The sequence below is a fragment of the Vibrio sp. NH-UV-68 genome (assembly GCF_042940635.1).
GTDB classification, from domain to species: domain Bacteria; phylum Pseudomonadota; class Gammaproteobacteria; order Enterobacterales; family Vibrionaceae; genus Vibrio; species Vibrio pacinii.
In genome coordinates this window covers 2,479,788-2,502,891 of sequence record NZ_CP134975.1, presented here as the reverse complement: position 1 = coordinate 2,502,891, position 23,104 = coordinate 2,479,788, and the positions used below count along the sequence as shown (strand labels likewise).

The 23,104-nt window shown below is 45.9% G+C and carries 22 protein-coding genes; 15 read left to right on the top strand and 7 right to left on the bottom strand.

What is annotated here, in order from left to right:
• The first annotated feature begins 142 nt into the window (after positions 1 to 142).
• Together ung and ViNHUV68_RS11450 are read left to right on the top strand one after the other, a co-directional pair.
• Complete coding sequence (gene ung / locus ViNHUV68_RS11455) at positions 143 to 823, top strand: uracil-DNA glycosylase (RefSeq protein WP_391088214.1); 681 nt, start codon at positions 143 to 145, stop codon at positions 821 to 823.
• A gap of 101 nt (positions 824 to 924) precedes the next feature.
• Positions 925 to 1,476 (top strand): hemerythrin domain-containing protein, encoded by a 552-nt coding sequence (locus tag ViNHUV68_RS11450; RefSeq protein ID WP_391088212.1) that lies wholly within the window; start codon positions 925 to 927, stop codon positions 1,474 to 1,476.
• 47 nt (positions 1,477 to 1,523) lie between these two features.
• Here the strand turns inward: ViNHUV68_RS11450 and ViNHUV68_RS11445 are convergent, their stop codons facing one another.
• Positions 1,524 to 1,706 (bottom strand): DUF3545 family protein, encoded by a 183-nt coding sequence (locus ViNHUV68_RS11445; protein WP_038174100.1) that lies wholly within the window; start codon positions 1,704 to 1,706, stop codon positions 1,524 to 1,526.
• Between the two features lie 704 nt (positions 1,707 to 2,410).
• Here ViNHUV68_RS11445 and ViNHUV68_RS11440 point away from each other — a divergent pair.
• From ViNHUV68_RS11440 to deoD, 10 genes are all read left to right on the top strand, one after another.
• Positions 2,411 to 3,841 (top strand): amino acid carrier protein, encoded by a 1,431-nt coding sequence (locus ViNHUV68_RS11440; RefSeq protein ID WP_391088210.1) that lies wholly within the window; start codon positions 2,411 to 2,413, stop codon positions 3,839 to 3,841.
• Positions 3,842 to 4,064: 223 nt separating this feature from the next.
• The gene (gene yaaA, locus ViNHUV68_RS11435; RefSeq protein ID WP_391088208.1) at positions 4,065 to 4,841 is read left to right on the top strand and encodes a peroxide stress protein YaaA; all 777 of its coding nucleotides are present in this window, start codon (positions 4,065 to 4,067) and stop codon (positions 4,839 to 4,841) included.
• A 13-nt stretch (positions 4,842 to 4,854) separates the two neighbouring features.
• On the top strand, positions 4,855 to 4,995 hold the full coding sequence (locus ViNHUV68_RS11430) for a DUF5363 family protein (protein ID WP_169739006.1): 141 nt from the start codon (positions 4,855 to 4,857) through the stop codon (positions 4,993 to 4,995).
• 5 nt (positions 4,996 to 5,000) lie between these two features.
• On the top strand, positions 5,001 to 5,768 hold the full coding sequence (locus tag ViNHUV68_RS11425) for a TatD family hydrolase (RefSeq protein ID WP_391088206.1): 768 nt from the start codon (positions 5,001 to 5,003) through the stop codon (positions 5,766 to 5,768).
• Positions 5,769 to 5,972: 204 nt separating this feature from the next.
• On the top strand, positions 5,973 to 7,235 hold the full coding sequence (locus tag ViNHUV68_RS11420; RefSeq protein WP_391088204.1) for a NupC/NupG family nucleoside CNT transporter: 1,263 nt from the start codon (positions 5,973 to 5,975) through the stop codon (positions 7,233 to 7,235).
• A 410-nt stretch (positions 7,236 to 7,645) separates the two neighbouring features.
• Positions 7,646 to 7,816, top strand: coding sequence for a XapX domain-containing protein (locus ViNHUV68_RS11415; RefSeq protein ID WP_038174093.1), 171 nt, complete (start codon positions 7,646 to 7,648; stop codon positions 7,814 to 7,816).
• A gap of 258 nt (positions 7,817 to 8,074) precedes the next feature.
• Positions 8,075 to 8,851 carry a deoxyribose-phosphate aldolase gene (gene deoC, locus ViNHUV68_RS11410; RefSeq protein ID WP_038174091.1) on the top strand — a complete coding sequence of 259 codons (777 nt, stop codon included), beginning with the start codon at positions 8,075 to 8,077 and terminating at the stop codon, positions 8,849 to 8,851.
• 223 nt (positions 8,852 to 9,074) lie between these two features.
• Positions 9,075 to 10,403 carry a thymidine phosphorylase gene (deoA, locus tag ViNHUV68_RS11405; protein ID WP_038174090.1) on the top strand — a complete coding sequence of 443 codons (1,329 nt, stop codon included), beginning with the start codon at positions 9,075 to 9,077 and terminating at the stop codon, positions 10,401 to 10,403.
• A 188-nt stretch (positions 10,404 to 10,591) separates the two neighbouring features.
• Positions 10,592 to 11,812 carry a phosphopentomutase gene (locus tag ViNHUV68_RS11400; protein ID WP_391088201.1) on the top strand — a complete coding sequence of 407 codons (1,221 nt, stop codon included), beginning with the start codon at positions 10,592 to 10,594 and terminating at the stop codon, positions 11,810 to 11,812.
• A 69-nt stretch (positions 11,813 to 11,881) separates the two neighbouring features.
• Positions 11,882 to 12,601 carry a purine-nucleoside phosphorylase gene (gene deoD, locus ViNHUV68_RS11395; protein ID WP_038174087.1) on the top strand — a complete coding sequence of 240 codons (720 nt, stop codon included), beginning with the start codon at positions 11,882 to 11,884 and terminating at the stop codon, positions 12,599 to 12,601.
• Between the two features lie 142 nt (positions 12,602 to 12,743).
• Here deoD and ViNHUV68_RS11390 read toward each other — a convergent pair whose 3' ends face one another.
• Complete coding sequence (locus ViNHUV68_RS11390; RefSeq protein ID WP_391088198.1) at positions 12,744 to 13,349, bottom strand: AhpA/YtjB family protein; 606 nt, start codon at positions 13,347 to 13,349, stop codon at positions 12,744 to 12,746.
• Between the two features lie 105 nt (positions 13,350 to 13,454).
• On the opposite strand from ViNHUV68_RS11390, the gene serB reads away from it, so the two are divergent.
• Positions 13,455 to 14,435: a phosphoserine phosphatase gene (gene serB / locus ViNHUV68_RS11385; RefSeq protein ID WP_038174085.1), complete on the top strand. Its 981-nt coding sequence runs from the start codon at positions 13,455 to 13,457 to the stop codon at positions 14,433 to 14,435.
• A gap of 37 nt (positions 14,436 to 14,472) precedes the next feature.
• On the opposite strand, the gene ViNHUV68_RS11380 is transcribed toward serB, so the two are convergent.
• On the bottom strand, positions 14,473 to 16,821 hold the full coding sequence (locus ViNHUV68_RS11380; RefSeq protein ID WP_391088196.1) for a PilZ domain-containing protein: 2,349 nt from the start codon (positions 16,819 to 16,821) through the stop codon (positions 14,473 to 14,475).
• Between the two features lie 152 nt (positions 16,822 to 16,973).
• On the opposite strand from ViNHUV68_RS11380, the gene radA reads away from it, so the two are divergent.
• Positions 16,974 to 18,353, top strand: a complete 1,380-nt coding sequence (radA, locus tag ViNHUV68_RS11375) for a DNA repair protein RadA (protein WP_038174082.1) — start codon at positions 16,974 to 16,976, stop codon at positions 18,351 to 18,353.
• Positions 18,354 to 18,499: 146 nt separating this feature from the next.
• Here radA and csdA read toward each other — a convergent pair whose 3' ends face one another.
• The 4 genes from csdA to ViNHUV68_RS11355 form a co-directional block, all read right to left on the bottom strand.
• Positions 18,500 to 19,711, bottom strand: coding sequence for a cysteine desulfurase CsdA (gene csdA / locus ViNHUV68_RS11370; RefSeq protein ID WP_391088194.1), 1,212 nt, complete (start codon positions 19,709 to 19,711; stop codon positions 18,500 to 18,502).
• Positions 19,711 to 20,310, bottom strand: coding sequence for a DJ-1 family glyoxalase III (locus tag ViNHUV68_RS11365; protein ID WP_391088192.1), 600 nt, complete (start codon positions 20,308 to 20,310; stop codon positions 19,711 to 19,713). Before ViNHUV68_RS11365 ends, csdA begins: the two co-directional genes overlap by 1 nt.
• Positions 20,307 to 21,197 (bottom strand): 2-dehydropantoate 2-reductase, encoded by an 891-nt coding sequence (panE, locus tag ViNHUV68_RS11360; RefSeq protein ID WP_391088190.1) that lies wholly within the window; start codon positions 21,195 to 21,197, stop codon positions 20,307 to 20,309. The genes ViNHUV68_RS11365 and panE overlap by 4 nt, the downstream gene beginning before the upstream one ends.
• A 110-nt stretch (positions 21,198 to 21,307) precedes the next feature.
• Positions 21,308 to 22,132: an outer membrane protein OmpK gene (locus ViNHUV68_RS11355; protein ID WP_391088188.1), complete on the bottom strand. Its 825-nt coding sequence runs from the start codon at positions 22,130 to 22,132 to the stop codon at positions 21,308 to 21,310.
• A gap of 346 nt (positions 22,133 to 22,478) precedes the next feature.
• Between ViNHUV68_RS11355 and ViNHUV68_RS11350 the strand changes: the two genes are divergently transcribed.
• Positions 22,479 to 23,060, top strand: a complete 582-nt coding sequence (locus tag ViNHUV68_RS11350; RefSeq protein ID WP_038174075.1) for an LON peptidase substrate-binding domain-containing protein — start codon at positions 22,479 to 22,481, stop codon at positions 23,058 to 23,060.
• Positions 23,061 to 23,104: the final 44 nt, after the last annotated feature.

The window sequence follows — 23,104 nt, the reverse complement described above, 5'->3', positions numbered from 1 at the left end:
GCACGCCCTACGCGTTTACCAACACCAAACCGTCATGTTACAGGGCAGGGGCACTACCGCACGCCACAAAAACACTAACCTCTTTGTTCCTTCTATTTATTCTGCGACAATCACAGCGAATGAACAGTAGAAGGAATAGAGCATGACTTCATCACTAAGCTGGCACGACGTTATTGGTGCTGAAAAACAGCAGGACTACTTCCAGAACACGCTCGCGTTTGTTGAAGCAGAGCGCGCTGCAGGCAAGGTTATTTACCCACCAAGTCAGGATGTGTTTAACGCGTTTAAGGCCACTGAGTTTCATGACGTTAAAGTAGTTATCATCGGTCAAGATCCGTATCACGGACCGAACCAAGCGCATGGTTTGTGTTTTTCGGTGTTACCCGGTGTAAAAACACCGCCATCATTACTCAATATGTATAAAGAGCTTGCACAAGATATTGCTGGCTTTGACATTCCTCAGCATGGTTACTTACAAAGCTGGGCAGAGCAAGGTGTGTTATTGCTCAATACCGTATTGACGGTTGAGCAGGGTAAAGCTCATTCTCACGCTAAGTCGGGGTGGGAGACTTTTACAGATAAAGTGATTGAAGCAATTAATCACCATCAGTCGGGGGTGGTGTTTTTATTATGGGGAGCACACGCGCAGAAAAAGGGGCGCTTTATCGATCGCTCCCGACATCATGTTCTTGCGGGGCCTCATCCATCACCACTGTCTGCACATCGCGGTTTTTTTGGATGTCGTCACTTCTCTCAAACCAATCAAATTTTGATTCAGCAAGGTAAACCGCCGATTGAGTGGCGCCTGCCGTTAACGCTATAAAGGTTTTATTTGTATTAACTTGTGCGTTTTTCGAACAGTGTCAAAGCGGTAGTGGTTGTTCTCTTATACACTTACAAAAATGAAGTGTAAGGAGAAGCGCTATGATGATAGAAAGGATCCGACGCGAACATGGCTATATGGTCCGCCTACTAGCCCTACTGAGACATAAGCTCAATATGCTCAAAAGTGAGCGCCAAGTTAATTATGGTATTCTGCGTGAGTTAGTTGACTATCTCACCAATCACGCAGAAAAAGTTCATCATCCTAAAGAAGATATCCTGTACCGCTATTATATAGAGCACTACGGTCATCATCATGAGATTGATAACCTCGAGCTTGAACACACGACCTTGTCTGAGAAAAGCCATGCGTTTTTGGATGTGGTTGATATGGTGCTGCAAGACGCGGTCATCCCTCAGGATATGTTTATTGAACAGCTAGAGTCATTTTTAGACGCGCAGAAAAAGCACCTAGAAACCGAAGAAAAGCACATCTTCCCGTACTTAATTGATAAGTTTACCGTTAAGGATTGGCAAGCAGTCGAGGAGCGTTGGAGTGTGTGCGAGGACGATCCCGTGTTCGGTTCTACCATTGCCGAGCAGTATCAACAGCTCGCAGAACGTGTCCATCAAACCGAGCGCGAGTGCACTTAGCGATGCGTTATTGTTCGATAAAAAAGAGGCGAAAACGCCTCTTTCTTCTAAAACTCGACCTTGTTTAAATCGTTGTAACCAATATCCATGTCCATCAGTTCTTTTTGCAGACGCTGGCGGTCTTTGATTGCCTCTATTTCACGCCACTTTCGCTTCATCGGTTTTGAGCGACTTCCTCTTCCTTTAGGAAAATCCAGTTCAAAAATTTCATCAAAGTTTAAGCCTTCCATAAGCGACCTCTTTTCTATGTCTATCCCTCTTAATGAGGAATTTTTAAATACCATATAAACAAGAAAGTTAACCTTGATTGATTTCTCATTTGTTACGTTTCAATGAAGTTTTTACTGAGACTGTGCGAGGGATTCACAAAAAACTGACAGAATTCTGGTGGATTTCTGTTCGTTTAGCCTTAAGTAAACGATTAAATTGGCTGTGTCGAATTGTTAATGGGGCACTCGTTGGGTGAGTAACTGGGCTAGTGTGCAACTGAGTGTTTATTGTGATAATCGTTTATGCGCTAATACAGAGCACATTCATTTTACCGTACGACGTTAGCCCTTGGTGGCTAAGGTTTCGTGATCGAATGTAAGAGACTAGGGTGTTATGTTTCGTTTATTGTGAAATGTTGTGAAATTATTATCGGCTCATTTATTTGTTGTTAGTTGCTTGTGTTGTTTTGTGTTAATTGGTGGTGATTATATAGTGAAATATAACAATTGAATGAGTCTGTGTGCATATTGATTTTTCTCGCTCTTCGCTGCATTATCCGCCCGTCGAAAAACGTTGATACGTAAAATGGAAGCATGAGGCGAGTTTTACAGATCTAAACTGCATACACCATTACACCAACATGATATGAACGATTGACACTTGTTGGGCAGTTAGATGGATGGCTAGGAAGCAAAGGTCAGCGATAACTCACTATGAGGATGTTATGACAGATTTAATTAACTTAATGAATGACCTACTTTGGGGGTCGATTCTTGTTTATCTACTCGTCGGTGTTGGAGTTTACTTCACGGTCCGTCTAGGTTTTATCCAATTCCGTCACTTCGGCCATATGTTTTCAGTATTGAAGAACAGTCGTAAAGCAGACAAAGCTGGTATCTCATCTTTCCAAGCACTTTGTACTAGTCTAGCTGCTCGTGTTGGTACTGGTAACATGGCTGGTGTTGCTGTAGCGCTCACCGCTGGTGGACCAGGCGCTATTTTCTGGATGTGGCTAATTGCAATGCTCGGTATGGCAACATCGTTTGCCGAGAGCACATTAGCACAACTCTATAAAACCAAAGATGACGATGGCAACTACCGTGGTGGCCCTGCTTACTACATGGAAAAAGGCCTAGGTATGCGCTGGATGGGCGTACTGTTCTCAGTATTCCTTATTATTGCCTTTGGTCTAGTGTTCAATGCAGTACAAGCGAACTCGATTGCCAACGCGATGCACAATGCATTTGGTTGGGATAATACCTATGTAGGTGTTGTCGTTGTTCTACTTTCTTCTGTGGTTATTTTTGGTGGCATTAAACGCATTGCGCGAGTTGCAGAGCTAATTGTACCTATTATGGCGCTTGCCTATCTGCTGCTGGCGATGTTTATCATGGTCACTAACTTTGAGAAGTTACCTGCAGTATTAACGCTTATCTTTAAGAGTGCCTTTGGCTTGCAAGAAGCCGCAGCTGGTGGTCTGGGCTACGCGATTGCTCAAGCGATGATCAATGGTATCAAACGTGGTCTATTTTCGAATGAAGCGGGTATGGGTTCTGCACCGAATGCGGCGGCATCAGCAACGCCTTACCCGCCACACCCTGCTTCTCAAGGTTACGTACAGATGCTCGGTGTCTTCATGGACACTATGGTTATCTGTTCTTCAACGGTGGCCATTATCTTGATGTCGGGTGAGTATGTACCGCACGGTGAAATCACTGGTATCGAATTGACTCAAGCGGCGTTAAGTTCGCAAGTCGGTGATTGGGGCGGCATCTTCGTTGCCGTGGCGATTTTCTTCTTCGCCTTCACATCGATTATTGCCAACTATTCGTACGCAGAAACCAACCTGATCTTCTTAGAGCACAATCATAAAGCAGGCCTGGGTATCTTCCGTATCATCGTACTAGGCATGGTAATGTTTGGTGCCATGGCATCACTGCCAGTTGTTTGGGCCTTGGCCGATGTTTCCATGGGCCTGATGGCGATTGTCAACTTAGTGGCGATTTTGCTGCTATCAGGTATCGTGATTAAACTGGCAAAAGATTACAACCGTCAGTTGGATGAAGGTAAATTGCCAACCTTTGATTCGAATGACTTCCCTGAGTTGAAGTCTCAACTCGAAGAAGGTATTTGGGATCAGAGCAAAAAAGACTAATATAACCGTCATACTTGAAGTTGTAGCGTTGTCGCCTGCGTCAATTCACCCTAATCACATAGTGATACTATGCTCATAGGGCTGAATGGACTTGCCGCCTAGCTACAACTCCAATTATTTAGGTTATCAGATTTGCCTATCAAAACGATTTAAAAAGCCATGCAGACATTGCATGGCTTTTTTTGTAACCTATAGCTCAACGTACAATAGATAGAGTAAAGTCATGTTAGTTGTCGTTTCACCAGCGAAAACCTTAGATTATGAATCACCACTCGCAACGCAGAAGTATACCCAGCCTGAGTTGCTTGACTATTCAAAACAATTAATTGAAGTTTGCCGTCAGTTAACGCCTGCTGACGTTGCCAGTTTGATGAAAGTCAGTGATAAGATTGCTGATCTCAATGTTGGTCGTTTCCAGGAGTGGAGTGATACATTTACACCAGACAATGCACGTCAAGCTATCTTGGCGTTTAAAGGTGACGTTTATACTGGCCTTGACGCCGAGTCTTTGTCGGAAGACGATTTCGCTTATGCTCAGGATCACCTGCGGATGCTATCTGGTCTCTATGGGCTACTTAGGCCACTTGATCTTATGCAGCCATACCGCCTAGAGATGGGAACCAAACTCGCCAACGACAAAGGCAGTAACCTCTACCAGTTTTGGGGCAATGTGATCACCGATAAGCTTAATCAGGCGATTGCCAAGCAAGGTGACAATGTACTGATTAACTTAGCGTCGAATGAGTATTTTAAAGCGGTCAAGCCGAAAGCGCTTGATGCGCAAGTGATTACCCCGGTATTTAAAGATTGCAAGAAAGGGCAATATAAAGTGATCAGCTTCTACGCCAAGAAAGCACGCGGCATGATGGCACGCTATATTATTGACAACAGAATCTCTAGTGTCGCGGACTTAACTCAGTTTGATACGGCGGGGTATTACTTTGCCGAGCAGGAATCAACACCGACTGAATTGGTGTTTAAGCGCGAAGAGCAGTCATAACAAGGGGGCGATAATGATCAACTGGCTTAAACGCTTAATCGCACGATACGACGCTTGGTGTCTATCAATGGGATTGACGCCGGAGAATAAGCGTAGTTGTGTGCCTTATCGCCGTGACCCAGCTCATCATGACTCTGATAATTCTGAGGCGTAGCCCTAGTGCGCCTTTTTGATACCCACTGTCATTTTGATTTTGCCCCTTTTGCTGATGATATTGCGGCTCATCTCGCACAGGCCCATAGCGTTGGTGTCGAGAGGATTATGCTGCCCTCTATCGGGGCAGAAAATTGGCAGTCAGTGCGCGATTTAGCCAGTCGCCATTGCTCTATTTACTATGCGCTTGGTTTCCACCCCTATTTTTTAACCCCCGATTCCTCGATTAAACAGCTTGAAAAGCAGCTTTCGGAGCGTGATAACAAATGCGTTGCGGTAGGCGAGTGTGGCCTAGACGCTATGATTAACATCGACCCGCAGTGGCAAGAACAACTGTTTATTGCTCAAGTTCGCTTAGCTCAGCAGAGCCAATTGCCTTTGGTTATTCACTGTCGAAAAAGTCAGCCACGATTGTTGCAATTGTTAAAGCAACTTCGCTTCGAACAAGGGGGCGTGGTACACGGTTTTTCTGGTAGCTACCAACAAGCAATGCAGTGGGTTGAACGTGGTTTTTTCATTGGCGTCGGCGGCGTGATTACCTATCCACGTGCGCAGAAAACTCGACACGCGATCGCTTCGCTTCCCTTGCAGCATATCGTTTTAGAGACGGATTCTCCCGACATGCCATTGAATGGTCATCAAGGCAAGCCGAATCATCCCAAAATGATAGCTCAAATATTGACCTGTCTCTCGGAGTTAAAGGAAATGCCTAAGCAAACGGTTGCTGAAAACGTTTGGAAAAATAGCAACCTGGCGTTCGGTATTTGTGAATAATTCCTAAAGAAATTGTTCATTTGATGAATGCAAATACACCTAAATGTGACTTAATTCACGTAACTGAGTGAATGCATGATGAATCTTATCAGAAACTGTGAGGGCGGCATTACTTTATCAATGGACGGATGAGTATAATTGCGGCTTCTTTTGAGCACCATTTTGTCACACGCCAATAAATAACCTATAAGGAAGTCATAAACTATGAGCCTGTTTATGAGCCTAGTCGGCATGGCAGTATTGCTAGGACTTGCATTACTACTGTCTGATAACCGCAAAGCTATCAATCTAAGAACTGTGGGTGGCGCTTTTGCTATCCAATTTATCATCGGTGGTTTCGTTCTTTACGTACCATGGGGTCGCGACCTACTGGCTGGTTTCTCAGCTGGTGTACAGAACGTTATCGATTACGGTAAAGACGGTACTGGTTTCCTATTCGGCAACCTTGTTAACTTCTCAGTTGACGGTATCGGTTTCATCTTTGCATTCCAAGTACTCCCAACACTAATCTTCTTCTCTGCACTTATCTCTGTACTTTACTACATTGGTGTTATGCAATGGGTTATCAAGATTCTTGGTGGTGGTCTACAAAAAGCACTAGGTACTTCACGTGCCGAGTCTATGTCTGCAGCAGCTAACATTTTTGTTGGTCAAACTGAAGCGCCGCTAGTGGTTCGTCCGTTTGTACCTAAAATGACTCAATCTGAGCTATTTGCAGTAATGTGTGGTGGTTTAGCGTCTGTTGCTGGTGGTGTACTAGCAGGTTACGCGTCTATGGGTGTTCCTCTAGAATACCTTGTAGCAGCATCATTCATGGCAGCACCTGGTGGTCTTTTATTCGCTAAAATCATCAAGCCTGAAACTGACACTCCAGATGAAAATCTAGGTAATGACATTGACGGTGGTGACGACAAGCCAGCTAACGTTATCGACGCAGCTGCAGGCGGTGCATCAGTTGGTCTACAACTTGCGCTTAACGTTGGTGCAATGCTATTGGCATTCATCGGCCTAATCGCATTGGTTAACGGTATTCTAGGTGGCGTTGGCGGTTGGTTCGGTATGCCTGAGCTAACACTAGAAATCCTACTAGGTTACCTATTCTCGCCTCTAGCATTCCTAATCGGTGTGCCATGGGAAGAAGCAACAGTTGCTGGTTCATTCATCGGTCAAAAACTGGTTGTGAACGAATTCGTTGCTTACCTGAACTTCGTCCCTTATGTTGGTGAGAACGCTCAAGTAGTTGCAGCGACAGGTGCTGTGATGACTGAGAAGACTCAAGCAATCATTGCCTTCGCTCTATGTGGTTTCGCAAACCTTTCTTCTATCGCGATTCTACTAGGTGGTCTAGGTGGCCTAGCGCCAAACCGTCGTCACGACATCGCTCGTATGGGTGTTAAAGCGGTTTGTGCTGGTACGCTATCTAACCTGATGGCAGCGACAATCGCTGGCTTCTTCCTATCTTTCTAATTAAGTAAGAAAGATTATATAGACGCCACTTTAAAAGCCCCGTAGCCACACACTGTGTGCTACGGGGCTTTTTTGTTTTCCGCGTATTGTGATGACTGCGCTAACTGAGATTTCTCATTCTAGCCACTTAGCGAGCTAAGCTCCCAGAGATTAGAATCCTAGGAGCTTTGCTCCCACACTCACAATTTTGACAATCTGAGAACATGACTTGTCTGTGATTAAGTTAAGTTTTCAACTATTGTCTGTTCTCGGTTCAGACAAGAAAATACATCATGTTTGCGAGAGGCTAGCCCGCGCAAACGTTGAACAGACACTTTTTTGAGATACAAACCGTTTGCGCTCTATGAGCGACTACAGTTCCGCGATAAATATCTATAATGTAGTTAACTATAGATAGTAGGGTAAAACTCATGAATGAAGTTATCCTCGCAACCTTAGCGGGTTTTGTTGTTGGAGTCCTGTTTTCTGCGCTTAAGTTACCCATACCAGCGCCGCCTGTTTTGTCAGGCATTATGGGCATTGTTGGGGTTTACTTAGGTGGTCTAACTTATCAATGGATCATTGAGAAGTTTTTTAGCTAGAGATAATCGATACAAGGAGTATGATTATCGATAGTGGCAACATAAGTTGCTAGGGCAGAGCCCATATACGTTAGACACCGCAATCGCAGATTGTTGTGCCATAGACCAAACTGGTACTGTGCGGTGACAGGGATAGCAATTGGCATATTTTCGCTGTATATGCCGAGTCTTCAAGGAACCAAGTCCGTTCATAAATGACTGCAGTTCTAAAAATGTATTTAGAACCGTCACTTTTTTGAATATTGATCGGAGATAGAAATGAGCGATTTAAAAGCAGCAGCACTACGTGCACTAAAACTTATGGACCTAACTACGCTGAATGATGATGACACTGATGCGAAAGTTATATCACTTTGTCATGACGCTAAATCAGCAGTAGGAAACACAGCTGCAATCTGTATATACCCTCGCTTTATTCCGATTGCGAAGAAAACACTTCGTGAGCAAGGCACACCTGATATTCGTATTGCGACGGTAACTAACTTCCCACACGGTAATGACGATATTGATATCGCAGTGGCTGAAACCAAAGCAGCAGTGGCGTACGGTGCAGATGAAGTCGACGTGGTATTCCCATACCGTGCGCTGATGGCAGGTAACGAGGAAGTGGGTTTCGAGCTTGTTAAGCAATGTAAAGCGGCTTGCGGAGACATTTTGCTTAAAGTGATCATCGAAACCGGTGAGCTCAAAGAAGAAGCGCTGATCAAAAAGGCTTCTGAAATCTGTATCAAAGCGGGTGCCGACTTCATCAAAACCTCCACAGGTAAAGTGCCAGTAAACGCAACTCCAGAATACGCTCGCATGATGCTAGAAGTGATTCGTGACATGGGCGTTGCCGAAAGTGTGGGTTTCAAACCTGCTGGTGGCGTTCGTACGGCTGAAGATGCACAAGCGTATTTGGCAATGGCAGATGAGATCCTAGGAGATAACTGGGTGGATGCTCGTCATTACCGTTTTGGTGCGTCAAGCCTACTAACTAACCTACTTAATACATTAGAAGTGACAGACGAGACTGCTGATCCAGCAGCCTACTAATTTTCTCGTCTATTTGGCGGCGCAGCGTTGTTGTCTACGTAAGTTCATCCTAATCACATAGAGCCTCTAAGCTCATAGGAATGAACTTACTTGACGCCTAGCTGCAACGCCAAATATGTAGAGAATTGATGAAAATAAAGTCTGTTTGGTGGAGCGGCATTTTGCTGTTCCACATAACCTCTTTACCTTACAACCATCGCTATTCACAGCGTGGGAGGATCTAATGTACTTACCTCAAGAAATCATTCGTAAAAAACGTGACGGCGAAGTGCTAACCGCGGAAGAAATTAACTTCTTTATTCAAGGCGTGGCAAATAATAGCGTCTCTGAAGGTCAGATTGCAGCGTTTGCTATGGCGATTTTTTTTAATGAAATGACCATGCCTGAACGTATTGCTTTAACGTGTGCAATGCGTGATTCAGGCATGGTGATTGATTGGAGCCACAAGAACTTCGGTGGTCCAATCGTTGATAAACACTCAACTGGTGGTGTCGGCGACGTAACCTCACTGATGCTTGGCCCTATGGTGGCCGCATGTGGTGGTTTTGTACCCATGATTTCGGGTCGTGGTCTTGGTCACACTGGCGGTACACTTGATAAACTTGAGTCTATTCCAGGCTACAACATTACCCCAACTAACGAAGTGTTTGGTGATGTGACTAAAGACGCCGGTGTGGCTATCATCGGTCAAACGGGCGATCTTGCACCGGCAGATAAGCGTGTTTACGCAACACGTGATATTACCGCGACAGTAGACAACATCTCACTGATTACTGCGTCAATTCTGTCGAAGAAACTGGCGGCCGGTCTTGAGTCGTTGGTGATGGATGTCAAAGTAGGTTCTGGCGCATTTATGCCAACGTACGAGGCGTCTGAAGAACTCGCTAAGTCAATTGTAGCCGTGGCTAATGGTGCGGGAACTAAGACCACTGCAATCTTGACGGATATGAACCAAGTGCTGGCATCTTCTGCTGGCAATGCGGTTGAAGTGCGTGAAGCGGTGCGATTCCTTACTGGTGAATACCGTAACCCACGTTTGCTTGAAGTGACCATGGCGTCATGTGCTGAGATGTTAGTGCTTGGCAAGCTGGCTGATAACACCGAAGACGCGCGTGCAAAATTGATGCAAGTGCTGGACAACGGCAAAGCAGCTGAGTGTTTCGGTAAAATGGTCGCAGGCTTAGGTGGTCCGGCAGATTTCGTTGAGAACTACGATAACTACCTTGATAAAGCAGACATCATCAAACCTGTTTATGCGGATGAGTCGGGCGTCGTTTCGGCGATGGATACGCGCGCTATTGGTATGGCCGTCGTCGGAATGGGTGGTGGTCGCCGCGTGGCAACCGATACGATTGATTATGCGGTAGGTTTTGACCACTTCATTCGCCTTGGTGAACAAGCGTCAAGTGATAAGCCTTTGGCGGTCATTCATGCTCGCAATGAAGCGCAGTGGCAAGAAGCTGCGGATGCATTGAAACAAGCGATCACCGTTGGTGGTGAATACACGCCGACGCCAGAGATTTATCGTCAGATTCGCGCTGAAGACATTTAATCCCGTCATACTTGAAGTTGCAGCGTTGTTGACGGCGAAAATTCACCCTAATCACATAGAGCTTCTATGCTCCTAGGGCTGAATTTGCTTGTCGCCTAGCTGTAACTCCAATTATTTAGGGATTAACATAATATTAATAAGATTGGTCGATTGAGCATTTGCTCTCGACCAGTTAAAGGAAGAGAGCAATGAAAAGAGCATTTATTTTAGTACTAGATTCGTTTGGCATTGGTGAAACCGCTGATGCTGATAAGTTTGGTGATGTTGGTGCAGACACTCTCGGTCATATCGCTGATCAGTGTGCTCAAGGCTTAGCTGACAACGCGGATCGTCGCGGTCCGCTGACACTGCCAAACCTGTCTAAATTGGGCTTGGCGATGGCGCACAAAGAGTCAACAGGTCGCTTTGCTCCAGGTCTAGATGCCGACGTTGAGATCATTGGTGCCTATGGTCATGCGGCCGAGTTATCTTCTGGCAAAGACACGCCATCTGGTCACTGGGAAATTGCGGGTGTGCCAGTATTGTTTGATTGGGGTTATTTCACGGATAAACAGAACAGCTTCCCTACAGAGCTGACCGACCGTATTTTAGAGCGTGCAGGTCTGGATGGTTTCCTTGGCAATTGCCATGCATCGGGTACGCAAGTGCTGGATGATTTAGGTGAAGCGCATATGAAAACAGGGCAACCTATTTTCTATACTTCTGCTGACTCGGTATTTCAAATTGCTTGTCACGAAGAGACCTTTGGCCTCGATCGCTTGTTAGAGCTGTGCCAAATTGCGCGTGAAGAGCTTGAAGATTACAATATTGGCCGTGTTATCGCGCGTCCATTTATTGGCCCAGGCAAAGGCCAATTTGAGCGTACTGGCAACCGCCGAGACCTTTCTCTAGAGCCACCATCAGCGACAGTGTTGCAAAAATTGGTCGATGAGAAAGGTGGTCAGGTTCACTCAATCGGTAAAATTTCCGATATCTATGCTGGTTGCGGTATTACGCAAAAAACCAAAGCAACGGGTATTCCTGCACTGTTTGAAGCGACAAAAGAAGCGATCAAAGTCGCGGCTGATAACACCATTGTCTTCACAAACTTTGTCGACTTTGACTCAGCGTACGGCCATCGCCGCGATGTTGCAGGCTACGCAGCAGCACTAGAGTACTTCGATGGTCGAATCAACGAAGTCATCGAAATGATGAAAGAAGACGATGTCTTGATCTTGACCGCTGATCATGGCTGTGACCCAACATGGCCAGGTACCGATCATACTCGTGAGCACATTCCCGTTATCGTTTATGGGCCGAAAGTTCCCGCAGGCTCACTGGGTTTACGCGAAAGCTTTGCTGATATTGGTCAAACGCTGGCCAGTTACTTCGGCATATCACCAATGGATTACGGTAAGAATTTTCTGTAATCACTATTCATATTAATAGAGGGCTTGCCCCTCTATTATTTTGTTATCGTTAACTAAGGACATTCAATCATGGCAACTCCACATATCAATGCAGAAATGGGCGCATTCGCTGATGTAGTTCTTATGCCAGGTGACCCACTACGTGCCAAATACATTGCAGAAACTTTCCTAGAAGATGTTGTACAGGTATGTGACGTACGCAATATGTACGGTTTCACGGGCACTTACAAAGGTCGTAAAGTTTCTGTTATGGGCCACGGTATGGGTATTCCATCGTGCTCAATTTACGCCACTGAGCTAATCAAAGACTTCGGGGTTAAGAAAATTATCCGTGTCGGTAGCTGTGGTGCGGTTAGTGAAGATATTAAAGTTCGCGATGTTGTGATTGGCATGGGCGCATGTACTGACTCGAAAGTGAACCGTATTCGCTTTAAAGATCATGATTTTGCGGCAATTGCTGACTACAAAATGGTTCGCGCTGCAGAAGATGCGGCCAAAGCGCGCGGCATTGAAGTAAAAGTGGGTAACTTATTCTCTGCTGAGCTGTTCTACACGCCAGATCCAGAAATGTTTGATGTCATGGACAAGTACGGCATCGTCGGTGTTGAAATGGAAGCGGCTGGTATTTATGGCGTATGTGCCGAATATGGTGCGAAAGCGCTGACTATCTGTACGGTGTCTGATCATATCAAGACCGGTGAGCAAACTACGTCTGATGAGCGTCAAACTACCTTTAACGATATGATGATCATCGCGTTAGACTCAGTTCTTCTTGGTGATGCCGAGTAACATCACTTCGCTCCGAGATCGGTTCGTGATTAGCAAATCGAGTGTTACCAGCAGTCGGGGTGCTTGTTAGAGCTTAATTATCTGGATGAAAAGAAGAGGGTTGACACTTAGTGTCAACCCTTAATCATTGTCTCGCGTCTCACTACATATCTTTCAACAGCAGGTTCTCGCCTTTGCGTTTGTTCGGCTTACGGCGGAAGATTAAGGCAATTAACATTCCCGCGATAAAACTCAGTCCGACCATGGTGTACATATAGCGGTCGCTTTTACGGTAATAATGATCAGAAAACGCCGTCAGCTTGCCCGTTTCAAAAGTTATACGCACAAAACCAATCACATTTTTGTCACGAATGACGGGCTCTATGAGCTGCTGTTTACCGATACGTGCGGTTTGCAGCGGAGTATCTAAACCGAGCATTTCGCGTACCGACTTCGCATTGTCACTTGCGGCCAGTTTTACCCCTTCGGCATCATAGATGGTGGCATCCACGACCAAGTCATCTTGCGCCAATTGATTGGCCAGTTTAAGTAATTGTTCTTGATCTTGTTCGACGATCTTATCGTTAGCAGACAGGGAGGCTTGCGAGATAAGAATATGAGTCAGAGTCTCTAATTGATTAGCTTGGATCTGCTCGTTGCCTTGGCTGATTTTAACGCTGTTAATGGCAATTGTGGCCACCATAGCGATCAACGAGAGTGTGCCCAACACTTTTATGGCGATACGAAATGAAAACAGGGATGAGTCCATTTTTCACCTAATATAGAGTTTAATTATACTTAAGTGCATATTGAGACTTGCGCATCTAAATTGCAATAGGTTAACGTGTTGAGAGATTTTATAGGAATTGTAAACATGGACACGTTGAAGACACTCTCTATACGTAAACACATCCCGCTTATCAACCGCCTGCCAGAAACCCGCTTTGCCACGCAATTTGATAAAGCCAAGGCAGGTTGGGTGGTTTTTGGTGATTATCTCTGCCCGAGTAAATTTGAAGATATCGACTTTTACGTCGGTTGTTACAACCCAGTGGTCGATGTCTGGAAAGTGGGCAAGTATGAAGTAGCGCTTATGGCTGGTGAGTTGACGGATCAGCATGAAGAGATCCTGCAAGCTTTAGGGCTGGATTACTCCACTTTGTATGATGTCCCTGAGCTGTCAAAGCCAGGGCTGATTGTTCTTGATATGGATTCGACCGCGATTCAGATCGAATGCATTGATGAAATCGCCAAATTGGCAGGCGTCGGTGAAGAGGTTGCGGAAGTGACCGAACGAGCCATGCAAGGTGAGCTTGATTTTGAGCAAAGCTTGCGTCAGCGCGTGGCAAAGTTGGCCGGCGCTGACGAGTCGATACTGGAAACGGTTCGTTCAACATTACCCTTGATGCCGGATTTACCCGAGCTGATTGCGACATTGCACCATTTCGGTTGGAAGACAGCCATTGCCTCGGGCGGTTTTACCTACTTCTCAGATCACCTGCAGCAGTTACTGGGTTTAGATCATGCCCAGTCAAACCAACTGGAGATTGTTGACGGTAAATTAACCGGGCAAGTACTAGGTGATGTGGTGAGTGCGCAAACCAAGGCAGACATTCTTGTTCAACTGGCTGAGCAGTACGATATTGAACTACACAATACGGTTGCGGTAGGGGATGGCGCGAATGATTTGGTGATGATGAAGGCCTCAGGCCTAGGCATTGCCTATCATGCTAAACCTAAAGTAGAGCAAGAGGCGCAAAGCGCGGTTAGGTATGTTGGCTTAGGTGGTATCGTGTGTATCCTGTCGGCGCTACTGGTTAAGCAAAAACGCGTCAGCTATCAGCCACAAGCATAAAAACATAATCAAAAGCGAGGTGATTGCCTCGCTTTAGTTATTGTGTCAGCTCTAAGCGTATCAACACTTCTTCGGTAATGTCGGTCAGTTCGCCGTAGCCGACAATACTCATCATTTCTTTTTCGAGACTCCGAGCCTGATGCATACTGATCTGCGTGAGTTCATTGAGATCTTTGCGCACTAACGCTGTGATGGGATCAAAGACCGGCGCACCACAAATGCGTATGGCATAAAACTCACCGATGGTCTGGGCTTTTTTAACGAACAGTAAGCGTTGCTTTAACGTTTCAAACTCGTTACTCAGTTTGGTTTCTACTGACTGAATGCGAGAGCCAAACTTTACGGCGGTAAGGTAGAGTTCATGGTATTGAGGTACCGAACCTTGGATACGCTTCATCGGTTGTGCAAGCAGGGTATTGGTACGTCCTTTGTAGATTGGAGCCAGTGAAAAGTTTTTGTCATCGCCCAGTTTGGCTAAAATAGCTAAATAAGGTTTTAGCGGATAATTAACCCCGATGGCTTTGGGGTGCAAACCGCCCATTTTTTTCTCGACATAAAGTGGTGAGCTGACCATTTTGTCGAGTAAGATATCATGCAACCCTTCCAGTAATTCATTACTCGGTAGTAATTCTTTCTTGGCGACTAGCTTTTCTTGGTTGTGATCGATTAACTTGCCGAAGAAGGCAATCGTACGCATAACCTGGCTGTCTTCGGTAATCGCGAGCTGCAGCTGTTTACCACTTGGGCTGATGCGAATAACCGTGTAAGGAACTTGGTTAAGTGGCAGTTTTTTATCGTAAAGCTGTAACTCTTTAAAGTTGATGCTACAACTTTCTCCCGCCTTGAGTGGACTAGGGGTACTTAAGGCGAGGCTGATGCCATGTTTCGATATATCAATACTGGTGCCTTCGTAAACCGAGCCATCCGGCGTTGACAGCGCCACCGGAGATTTAAATTGATACCTTGGCTCTTTACGTCGAGATTGAGCATCGAAGTAGATACAAGCTGGGTTGCTCTCTGGGTTACGTGCGTGACGGAAGCGATTAAGCTCACTGCTCGCGAGGCGTGGTTTGTCGGTCAGTAGGTAATCATCTCGACTGGTGTGATCAGCAATCTCTTGCAGTATCCCACAATGGGTCAAACTGTTAGTCTCTAAATCCAACTCGCTTGAGTGTTCGGCGAGCGCGCTACGCTCTTCATCGGACAACTCAAACACCGATAAACGAAAGGCTTTCCAACTCTCTTTTTTGGCCCCAATATGCCAAAACAACTGTCTTTGTTCTCGAGTCGCCTCTGGCATCATCATCGAAAAGAACAGAGTTTTCTCTTTATGTTCATGGGTAAAAGAGTAGATAACATTACTGCTGCCACGTAAGCCTGAAGCGGTGAGCTGTGACATACGTTGTTGATTGAAAAGATTACTCAGGGTTTGCTGGTTTCTTTCATCGTGCCAGTATTGCCAAATAGGAAGATTGTTTTCCGTCATCAAGGTGAGCTTTAACTCATTGCCACTAAAAAACACCGGTAAGTTACAGGTGTGCTTAAGGTAAGTGTGCTCAAAACCTCGTGAGCGGGCTCTAATGACTTTATCTTGATTGTCGTGACGTGCTTTTTGGTTATCACTGTTGAGTACATAAGTGATAACCGACTCTATAATCTTACTGGTATCAAGTTTGAGTAGGCGTAAAAATTTAACCGCATCATTTTCGTAAGATTCATCAATACCGACAATTCGATAAGGAATTGCTTTTTCGATTCCATCAACGTCGACTTTTTTACTTAATTCAACCAGCTTTACGCTGATCTCTTCACCGAGTTTATAGTCAAACGCAGAGGGGACTTTAAACTTTGCGCCAGACGGCGATAGATCAACCGTTACGCCATGAATTACCTGACCTTTGGCTAGTTTTAGCTCAATTTGAGACGATAGCTTGAGACGGTTTTCACGCCGCTTAAGGTCATAGCCAAGGTTAATGGCCTCAACGTTGAGCCCGCCTTCAACATTAGGGTTCGCGTCATTACCGATAGGTTTGCCACGCTGCTGCATGACACGGAAGTTGTTGTGGGTGTTACACAGCGCTTCCCACACCCCTTCCGTATAACCACCGAACTTACGGGTATTTTTATGGTAAGCATTAAAGGCGACATCATCTAGCCAGTGTTTGAGACCATCGAGCTCATACTCGCGACATTCGCCCTTAACTCGGCCACGTAAGTCGATGGGTTTGGTACATGGCGCCATGACACGGTTAAGTTCCATCTTAACCAATATCTTGACCGAAGGCGGATCGTCCTCAGTCATTTGACCAAGGAGGAATTCAAAATCTTGTGAGTGGTAAGCGGGGATTAGCCGCTCAGCCAGCGAGAGAATTTCTGGTTGCTGCATATTTTTTTGTTAGAGTGTCCCTTACCCAACATATCGACCTTGATATCTAGATCTTTAATGATATGTTACTGCGGGTCAAGTCGACACAGTGGGATAAACACGTCAGTGTGTTGCTTACGTCACAATTAAACTATTTATAGGTCTGAGGATACATGGCAAAAGCGAAACGAGCATACGTCTGTAATGACTGTGGGGCGGATTTTCCCCGTTGGCAAGGACAATGTAATGCCTGTGGTGCATGGAATACCATCAGTGAGGTCCGTTTAGCGGCGTCTCCGACGGTAGCAAGACATGAGCGATTGTCTGGTTATGCCGGAGCAACCAGTGAAACGCAGGTTCAGGTTTTGTCTGACATTGATCTGCAAGAAGTGCCACGTTTTACCAGTGGTTTCAAAGAGTTTGACCGAGTACTTGGTGGCGGGGTCGTCCCCGGTGCGGCTATTTTGATTGGTGGTAGCCCTGGTGCCGGTAAGTCGACATTACTGCTACAAACCATGTGTTACTTAGCGTCGCAAATGCCCACGCTGTATGTCACCGGTGAGGAATCGTTGCAACAAGTCGCGATGCGTGCCTCACGGCTTGGTTTGCCGAAAGATAATCTCAAAATGCTGTCAGAAACCAATGTCGATCGCATTTGTCAAATCGCTGAAAAAGAGCAGCCACGAATTATAGTCATTGACTCGATCCAGGTCATGCATGTTGCGGATGTTCAATCTTCACCCGGTAGTGTTGCTCAGGTCCGTGAGGCGGCGACCGCTTTAACTCGCTATGCCAAACAGAATAATGTGTCGGTGTTTATTGTTGGGCATGTCACGAAAGATGGTTCATTGGCTGGGCCCAAGGTGCTCGAGCATATTATTGACTGCTCGGTGTTGCTTGATGGCGGCACTGATACCCGTTTCCGTACACTGCGGAGCCATAAGAACCGTTTTGGTGCGGTCAATGAGCTGGGTGTTTTTGCCATGACGGAGCAGGGACTAAGAGAGGTCAGTAATCCATCGGCGATCTTTTTGTCACGCGGCGAGGAAGAGACGTCAGGCAGTTCGGTGATGGTCGTTTGGGAAGGTACGCGGCCCTTATTAGTCGAGATTCAAGCCTTGGTTGATTACTCACAATTGGCCAATCCGCGTCGGGTTACAGTCGGGCTCGAGCAAAACCGTTTATCTTTGCTGCTGGCGGTATTACACAAGCACGGTGGCTTGCAAATGGCCGACCAAGATGTGTTTGTCAATGTCGTTGGTGGCGTTAAAGTGACCGAAACCAGTGCCGATTTAGCGTTAGTGATGGCGCTGTTATCGAGCTTTCGTGATAGACCGTTACCTAAAGATGTGGTGGTGTTTGGCGAAGTCGGTCTAGCAGGAGAAATTCGCCCTGTGCCGAGTGGGCAAGAGCGTTTGAAGGAAGCCTTTAAGCATGGCTTCAAAAGAGCGATTGTGCCCTCTGCAAATATGCCCAAAGGCGGTATTGCGGGGATGCAAATTCATGGCGTGAAGAAACTCTCAGAGGCGATTGAAGCGTTTGACGAATTATAGATGACATGAAACTGAGGCGTCATGCCAGAAACGAGGGACGAGTTATCTGGAATCTATACTGTGAGTTAATAACCACTTAGATTTTGAATCACACTCGTGCCTCGTTGTTCAGAATGAACCGTTTGGCGTTAAACTTCAGTCGCCTGCTATAACATATCTACGGCTTTCTCTACCGCTGCTACAAGCCTTTCTACATCTTGTTGTGTATTGTACAAAGCAAAAGAGGCGCGAATGGTGCCCTTAACTCCCAGCGCATCCATTAAAGGGTGTGCGCAGTGGTTGCCAGCACGCACCGCGATACCTTGCTGATCGAGTAACGTGGCTACATCTTGATGGTGCACACCGTCAACCACAAACGAGACAACCGAAGCATTGGGTTGATAGCCAATGATGCGAACATCCTCTAGTTGAGAGAGCCCTTGATGTGCCTGCTTAACGAGTTGATGGATATATTGCTCAACCTGCTTGTGGTTGAAGGTTTGATACCATTCGATAGCCTTTGCTAATGCAAGGGCGCCAGCCACATTGGGCGTACCTGCTTCAAACTTTCCGGGCAACTGGCTGAAGGTGGTCGCGGCGAAAGAGACGCGCTCCACCATCTTTCCACCACCATGCCAGGGTGGCATGGCCTCTAGTAGCGCGAGTTTGCCATACAAAACCCCAATACCAGCCGGCGCAAACAGTTTGTGGCCAGAGAAAACATAAAAGTCGGCATCCAGTGTTTGTACATTGACAGGTTCATGCACGACGCCTTGAGCGCCATCAATCACGACCACAGCTCCAACAGCATGAGCAAGCTTAATCATCTGCTCTATCGGCTGGCGAGTGCCAGTGACATTGGTGATATGCGCTATGGCGACGATTTTAGTCGCACTACTCAGTTGCTGTTTGAAGGCATCAAGGTCAAGTTGGCAGCCTGGCAGCATCGGTATCTTGACCACTTTTGCCCCTGTTTGCTCGGCGACGATTTGCCACGGGACAATATTGGCATGATGTTCCATCTCACCGACCAATATTTCGTCACCTGGCTTTAATGTATTACGTGCGTAGGTTTGAGCAATCAAATTGATCGCTTCAGTTGCGCCGCGTGTCCAAATCACCTCTTTAGTTGATTGAGCACCAATAAAGTCAGTGACGGTCTGTCGAGCTTGCTCAAATTGACTGGTTGCCTGAGCGGTAAGACTATGGTTACCGCGATGGACATTGGCATTGGCTTGGCTGTAGTAGTGACTGATAGTATCAATCACGCACTGGGGTTTCTGCGTCGTTGCCGCACTGTCTAAATAGACTAAGCGCTGCTCATTAACCTGTTGGTTTAAAGCGGGGAATTGAGCGCAAATCTGGCGTATATCAAGCATTACGCTTCACCGAGTTTTGAGTAGTGCAACGTTGGTAGTGTCACCATAGGTTCTGCAACTTGCCAAGCGAGTGCTTTTCCTGACAGGTTTACAATAATTTCTATCGCAAACTCCAATGCTGTGCCTGGCCCTTGGCTAGTTAATAAACGGTGGTTTACATCATAAGTGACACGTTTCACTCGCCAGTTTTTCTTCTCAATATGCGACTCAAAACTAGGGTGGCAAGTCATCAAAGCATCAGGGTAAAGGTTGTGATGAGCCAATACTAAAGCGGGCGCTGCGCAAATCGCCGCGACCAGTTTTCCTTCGTACATTTGTTGGCGGATAATCTCGACCAGTAATGTGCTGTCACGAAAAATTTCGGCTCCTTGAACGCCACCGGGTAAGATCACCGCATCAAATTCATCATCGGCAATATCGACCAGTTTACAATCGGCGGTTAAAGTCACCCCGCGAGAAGCTTTGAAGCTTAATCGACCGTCGAAGTCTGCGCTGGCGACGACCACGTCGTAACCTGCTCTCACCATAATATCGATGATGGTGACGGCTTCCATTTCTTCGCTGCCCGGTGCGATAGGGACCAGTACTTTCTTACTCATTGCTGCTTCCAACTCTGCTCGATCTGTTTAATCTGTTGATATAGGTGTTGATTGACGGGAGTGTTGATGCCATGAACGGCTGCGCGATCAATCAAATAACCACTAATGAAGTCTATCTCGCTTCGCCGCTGATGGGCAATATCTTGCTGCATCGATGAGTGATTACTTGCCGTCGCTTGAATGACTTCGTTGACTGTTTGTGTCAGCTCTGCTCGCTGACACGGAATGCCTTCTGCATCCAATACTTGGCACACTTCATCGAGCAACGCGGCAAGCTGTGCTTGATAGCGTGGATGGCTTAACTCGCCATTGGTAATTTGCTCAATGGCGGTCAAAGGGTTAATCGCACAGTTGATAGCAAGCTTGCTCCACAACGCCTGTTCGATAGTATTGTTCCATACCACCCGAGGTAACGCGTGATCCATCACGTCAGCTAAAAACTGGCACTGCTTGCCTGTTGAATTGTAACCGCCAATGTGGGTTTGACCTTGACCAGTATGGAGAACGCGTAATGGTTCCGGTTTATAAGCGCCATGAGTGGTGGTCGCAAGTATGAGAGGGTTGGCCGCAAAGCGTTTGGCGGTGGCTTCTGCACTGCCCATACCATTATGCATCAACATGATTATGGTGTCGGCATTGATGTCGTCTTGCAGCGGAGTTAGAGCTTTCTCGACTTGCCACGCTTTGACTGTCACTAAAATGAGATCGGCCTGTTGAACGGATAAAAGGTCGCAATTGAGAAAGGGAATACTGGGCCGGTTATCAAGAGTAATTACAAGCTCACTGGCCTTTGATGTTGACCAGACTGACACCTTATGGCCAGCATGGTGAAAGTGTGTTGCCCAAAGTGCACCGATGGCACCCGGACCAAGAATAACAATATTCACGCTTTACTCACCTAGCAAACTATTTTCAGCAAGGATAATGAGCGCTAACAGGAAAGCAAATAAAAATGGCACCCGAAGGTGCCATTTTTGCGCTAATCGATAGTGTTCAATTAGAACTTGTATGTTACTGCTACGTAGTTTGTCACACCAGAAGAGCGGAATGCTGAACTGTCTTCGATACCATATACGTCTTGGTAAAGTTTCAGGCCGTAACCAACAGCGAAACGATCTGAGTGCCAGTAGATACCGTTAAACATTGCACCACCAGTGCTTGAAGTCGAGTACTCGTTTTTCATGCCAAATTGGTAATCAATATAACCTTGGTACGAGATAAATGAACCGTTTTCAAAGAAATAGAAAGGTTTAAACCAGTTGGTTGAAATTTGGAAACCATTCCAATCTTTTAGGTTTGAGTCGTAAGTGCTGTAAAGGTTTAGACCCATTTTACCAAGCCATGGCACTTCTACGTCAGAACCAATACCAATTTTTTGTTGGTTTACGCCGAACGTACCATTGTTACCATCTGCATCAGGAGCAATTGTGTTTACGCCATCCCAAGTAATCTCAGATGCGATATAGAGTTCTTTTACAGCACCGAAAGAAAGGTCTTTACCGGTTACTGCATCTAGTGACATACGAGGCGCAAACTTCATAAACATTTTTGCTTGTGCGTCAGCTTTATCACTGCTTGGATTAGACGTTAGGTTGAACACATCAACATAACCGTAAAGGTCGAAGATTCCAGAGCGGCCACCAAATTCCATTTCCATGTAGTCGTGCGAGGAATTGCCTGGTTTTTCGTTGAATGCACCCATTAGGTTAAATTGCATCCATTTGTAGTCGTTCTTGTGGATATCGCCGTCAGAATAATCAGCAGCTATTGCAGGAGCAGAAATCGCTGCAACAACACCCAGAGCTAAAAGTGATTTACGCATAATGGAAACTCTCTATGTTTGTTAACTTAAATATTGATGAGATATTTACTTAGTAGCGCAATCTCCGTTGCGCTTTGTTGAGGCGAATAATATCGATATTTATCTCAAATTCCATGTGCAACAGTGCTAAAAAAACATAAAACAGGTGATCCATATCTCATTAACAAGTAAAAAAATCAGATGTTGCGGAACTTTCATTTTGTTGCACAAAAAATGACAAAGGTATCGATTACGCAATCGTTCGCCCTTTAATTTGGCGTTTGTCTAATAACCAACAGAATCCGTAAATGATCGCTTTGCAGCAAGGTAACGTAATTGTTACCAAGCAGTTTAGGAGTTGTCATTTATGCCTGAAATTATGTTGTTCCCACTTAGTTCGGTCGTTTTGCCTGAAGGGAAAATGCGTCTGCGTATCTTTGAACCAAGGTACAAGCGCCTGATCTCGCAAGCACTCAAATCCGATGGTTGCTTCGGTATCTGTCTGTTTGACCCTGCACAAGCCAAATCAAGCGGCGAATTGTCAGCGGTCGGTACATTAGTGAAAATTACCGACTTCGAATCTTTGGATGATGGGCTGTTGGGTATTTCAGTCACGGGATTAAAAAAGTTTCGAATTCAGCGGGTCAGAGTCGAATACGATGGGCTGAGATTGGCGCGCGTCGAGTCACTTTCTAACTGGGATGTGACTAGCTTGGATTACCAAGCTGAACCTTTGAGTCAGGGTCTAGCCAAAATATATCAACAATTTCCAGACTTGGGCGAACTTTACCAGCAACGTTTTTTTGATGATGCTAGTTGGGTCACCCAGCGGTGGTTAGAGATTTTACCTATGAGTAATCAAAAGTTTGACTCATTGGTTACTCAGGCCGATTGCAGTGGAGCGATCGAATTTTTAAAACGAACATTGAATAATACTCAGGTTCAGTGATCGGTTAGTGCTCAGCATCGTATACAATGGATAGAGGGCTCCCA

Coding starts and splice junctions, on each gene's coding strand:
- ViNHUV68_RS11440 (WP_391088210.1), top strand. CDS start 2,411: ATGACAGATTTAATTAACTTAATGAATGACCTACTTTGGGGGTCGATT.
- ViNHUV68_RS11355 (WP_391088188.1), bottom strand. CDS start 22,132: ATGCGTAAATCACTTTTAGCTCTGGGTGTTGTTGCAGCGATTTCTGCT.
- ViNHUV68_RS11380 (WP_391088196.1), bottom strand. CDS start 16,821: ATGCAGCAACCAGAAATTCTCTCGCTGGCTGAGCGGCTAATCCCCGCT.
- radA (WP_038174082.1), top strand. CDS start 16,974: ATGGCAAAAGCGAAACGAGCATACGTCTGTAATGACTGTGGGGCGGAT.
- ViNHUV68_RS11430 (WP_169739006.1), top strand. CDS start 4,855: ATGATCAACTGGCTTAAACGCTTAATCGCACGATACGACGCTTGGTGT.
- ung (WP_391088214.1), top strand. CDS start 143: ATGACTTCATCACTAAGCTGGCACGACGTTATTGGTGCTGAAAAACAG.
- ViNHUV68_RS11350 (WP_038174075.1), top strand. CDS start 22,479: ATGCCTGAAATTATGTTGTTCCCACTTAGTTCGGTCGTTTTGCCTGAA.
- ViNHUV68_RS11365 (WP_391088192.1), bottom strand. CDS start 20,310: ATGAGTAAGAAAGTACTGGTCCCTATCGCACCGGGCAGCGAAGAAATG.
- deoD (WP_038174087.1), top strand. CDS start 11,882: ATGGCAACTCCACATATCAATGCAGAAATGGGCGCATTCGCTGATGTA.
- yaaA (WP_391088208.1), top strand. CDS start 4,065: ATGTTAGTTGTCGTTTCACCAGCGAAAACCTTAGATTATGAATCACCA.
- deoA (WP_038174090.1), top strand. CDS start 9,075: ATGTACTTACCTCAAGAAATCATTCGTAAAAAACGTGACGGCGAAGTG.
- csdA (WP_391088194.1), bottom strand. CDS start 19,711: ATGCTTGATATACGCCAGATTTGCGCTCAATTCCCCGCTTTAAACCAA.
- ViNHUV68_RS11450 (WP_391088212.1), top strand. CDS start 925: ATGATGATAGAAAGGATCCGACGCGAACATGGCTATATGGTCCGCCTA.
- ViNHUV68_RS11445 (WP_038174100.1), bottom strand. CDS start 1,706: ATGGAAGGCTTAAACTTTGATGAAATTTTTGAACTGGATTTTCCTAAA.
- ViNHUV68_RS11420 (WP_391088204.1), top strand. CDS start 5,973: ATGAGCCTGTTTATGAGCCTAGTCGGCATGGCAGTATTGCTAGGACTT.
- ViNHUV68_RS11415 (WP_038174093.1), top strand. CDS start 7,646: ATGAATGAAGTTATCCTCGCAACCTTAGCGGGTTTTGTTGTTGGAGTC.
- serB (WP_038174085.1), top strand. CDS start 13,455: ATGGACACGTTGAAGACACTCTCTATACGTAAACACATCCCGCTTATC.
- ViNHUV68_RS11400 (WP_391088201.1), top strand. CDS start 10,592: ATGAAAAGAGCATTTATTTTAGTACTAGATTCGTTTGGCATTGGTGAA.
- deoC (WP_038174091.1), top strand. CDS start 8,075: ATGAGCGATTTAAAAGCAGCAGCACTACGTGCACTAAAACTTATGGAC.
- ViNHUV68_RS11390 (WP_391088198.1), bottom strand. CDS start 13,349: ATGGACTCATCCCTGTTTTCATTTCGTATCGCCATAAAAGTGTTGGGC.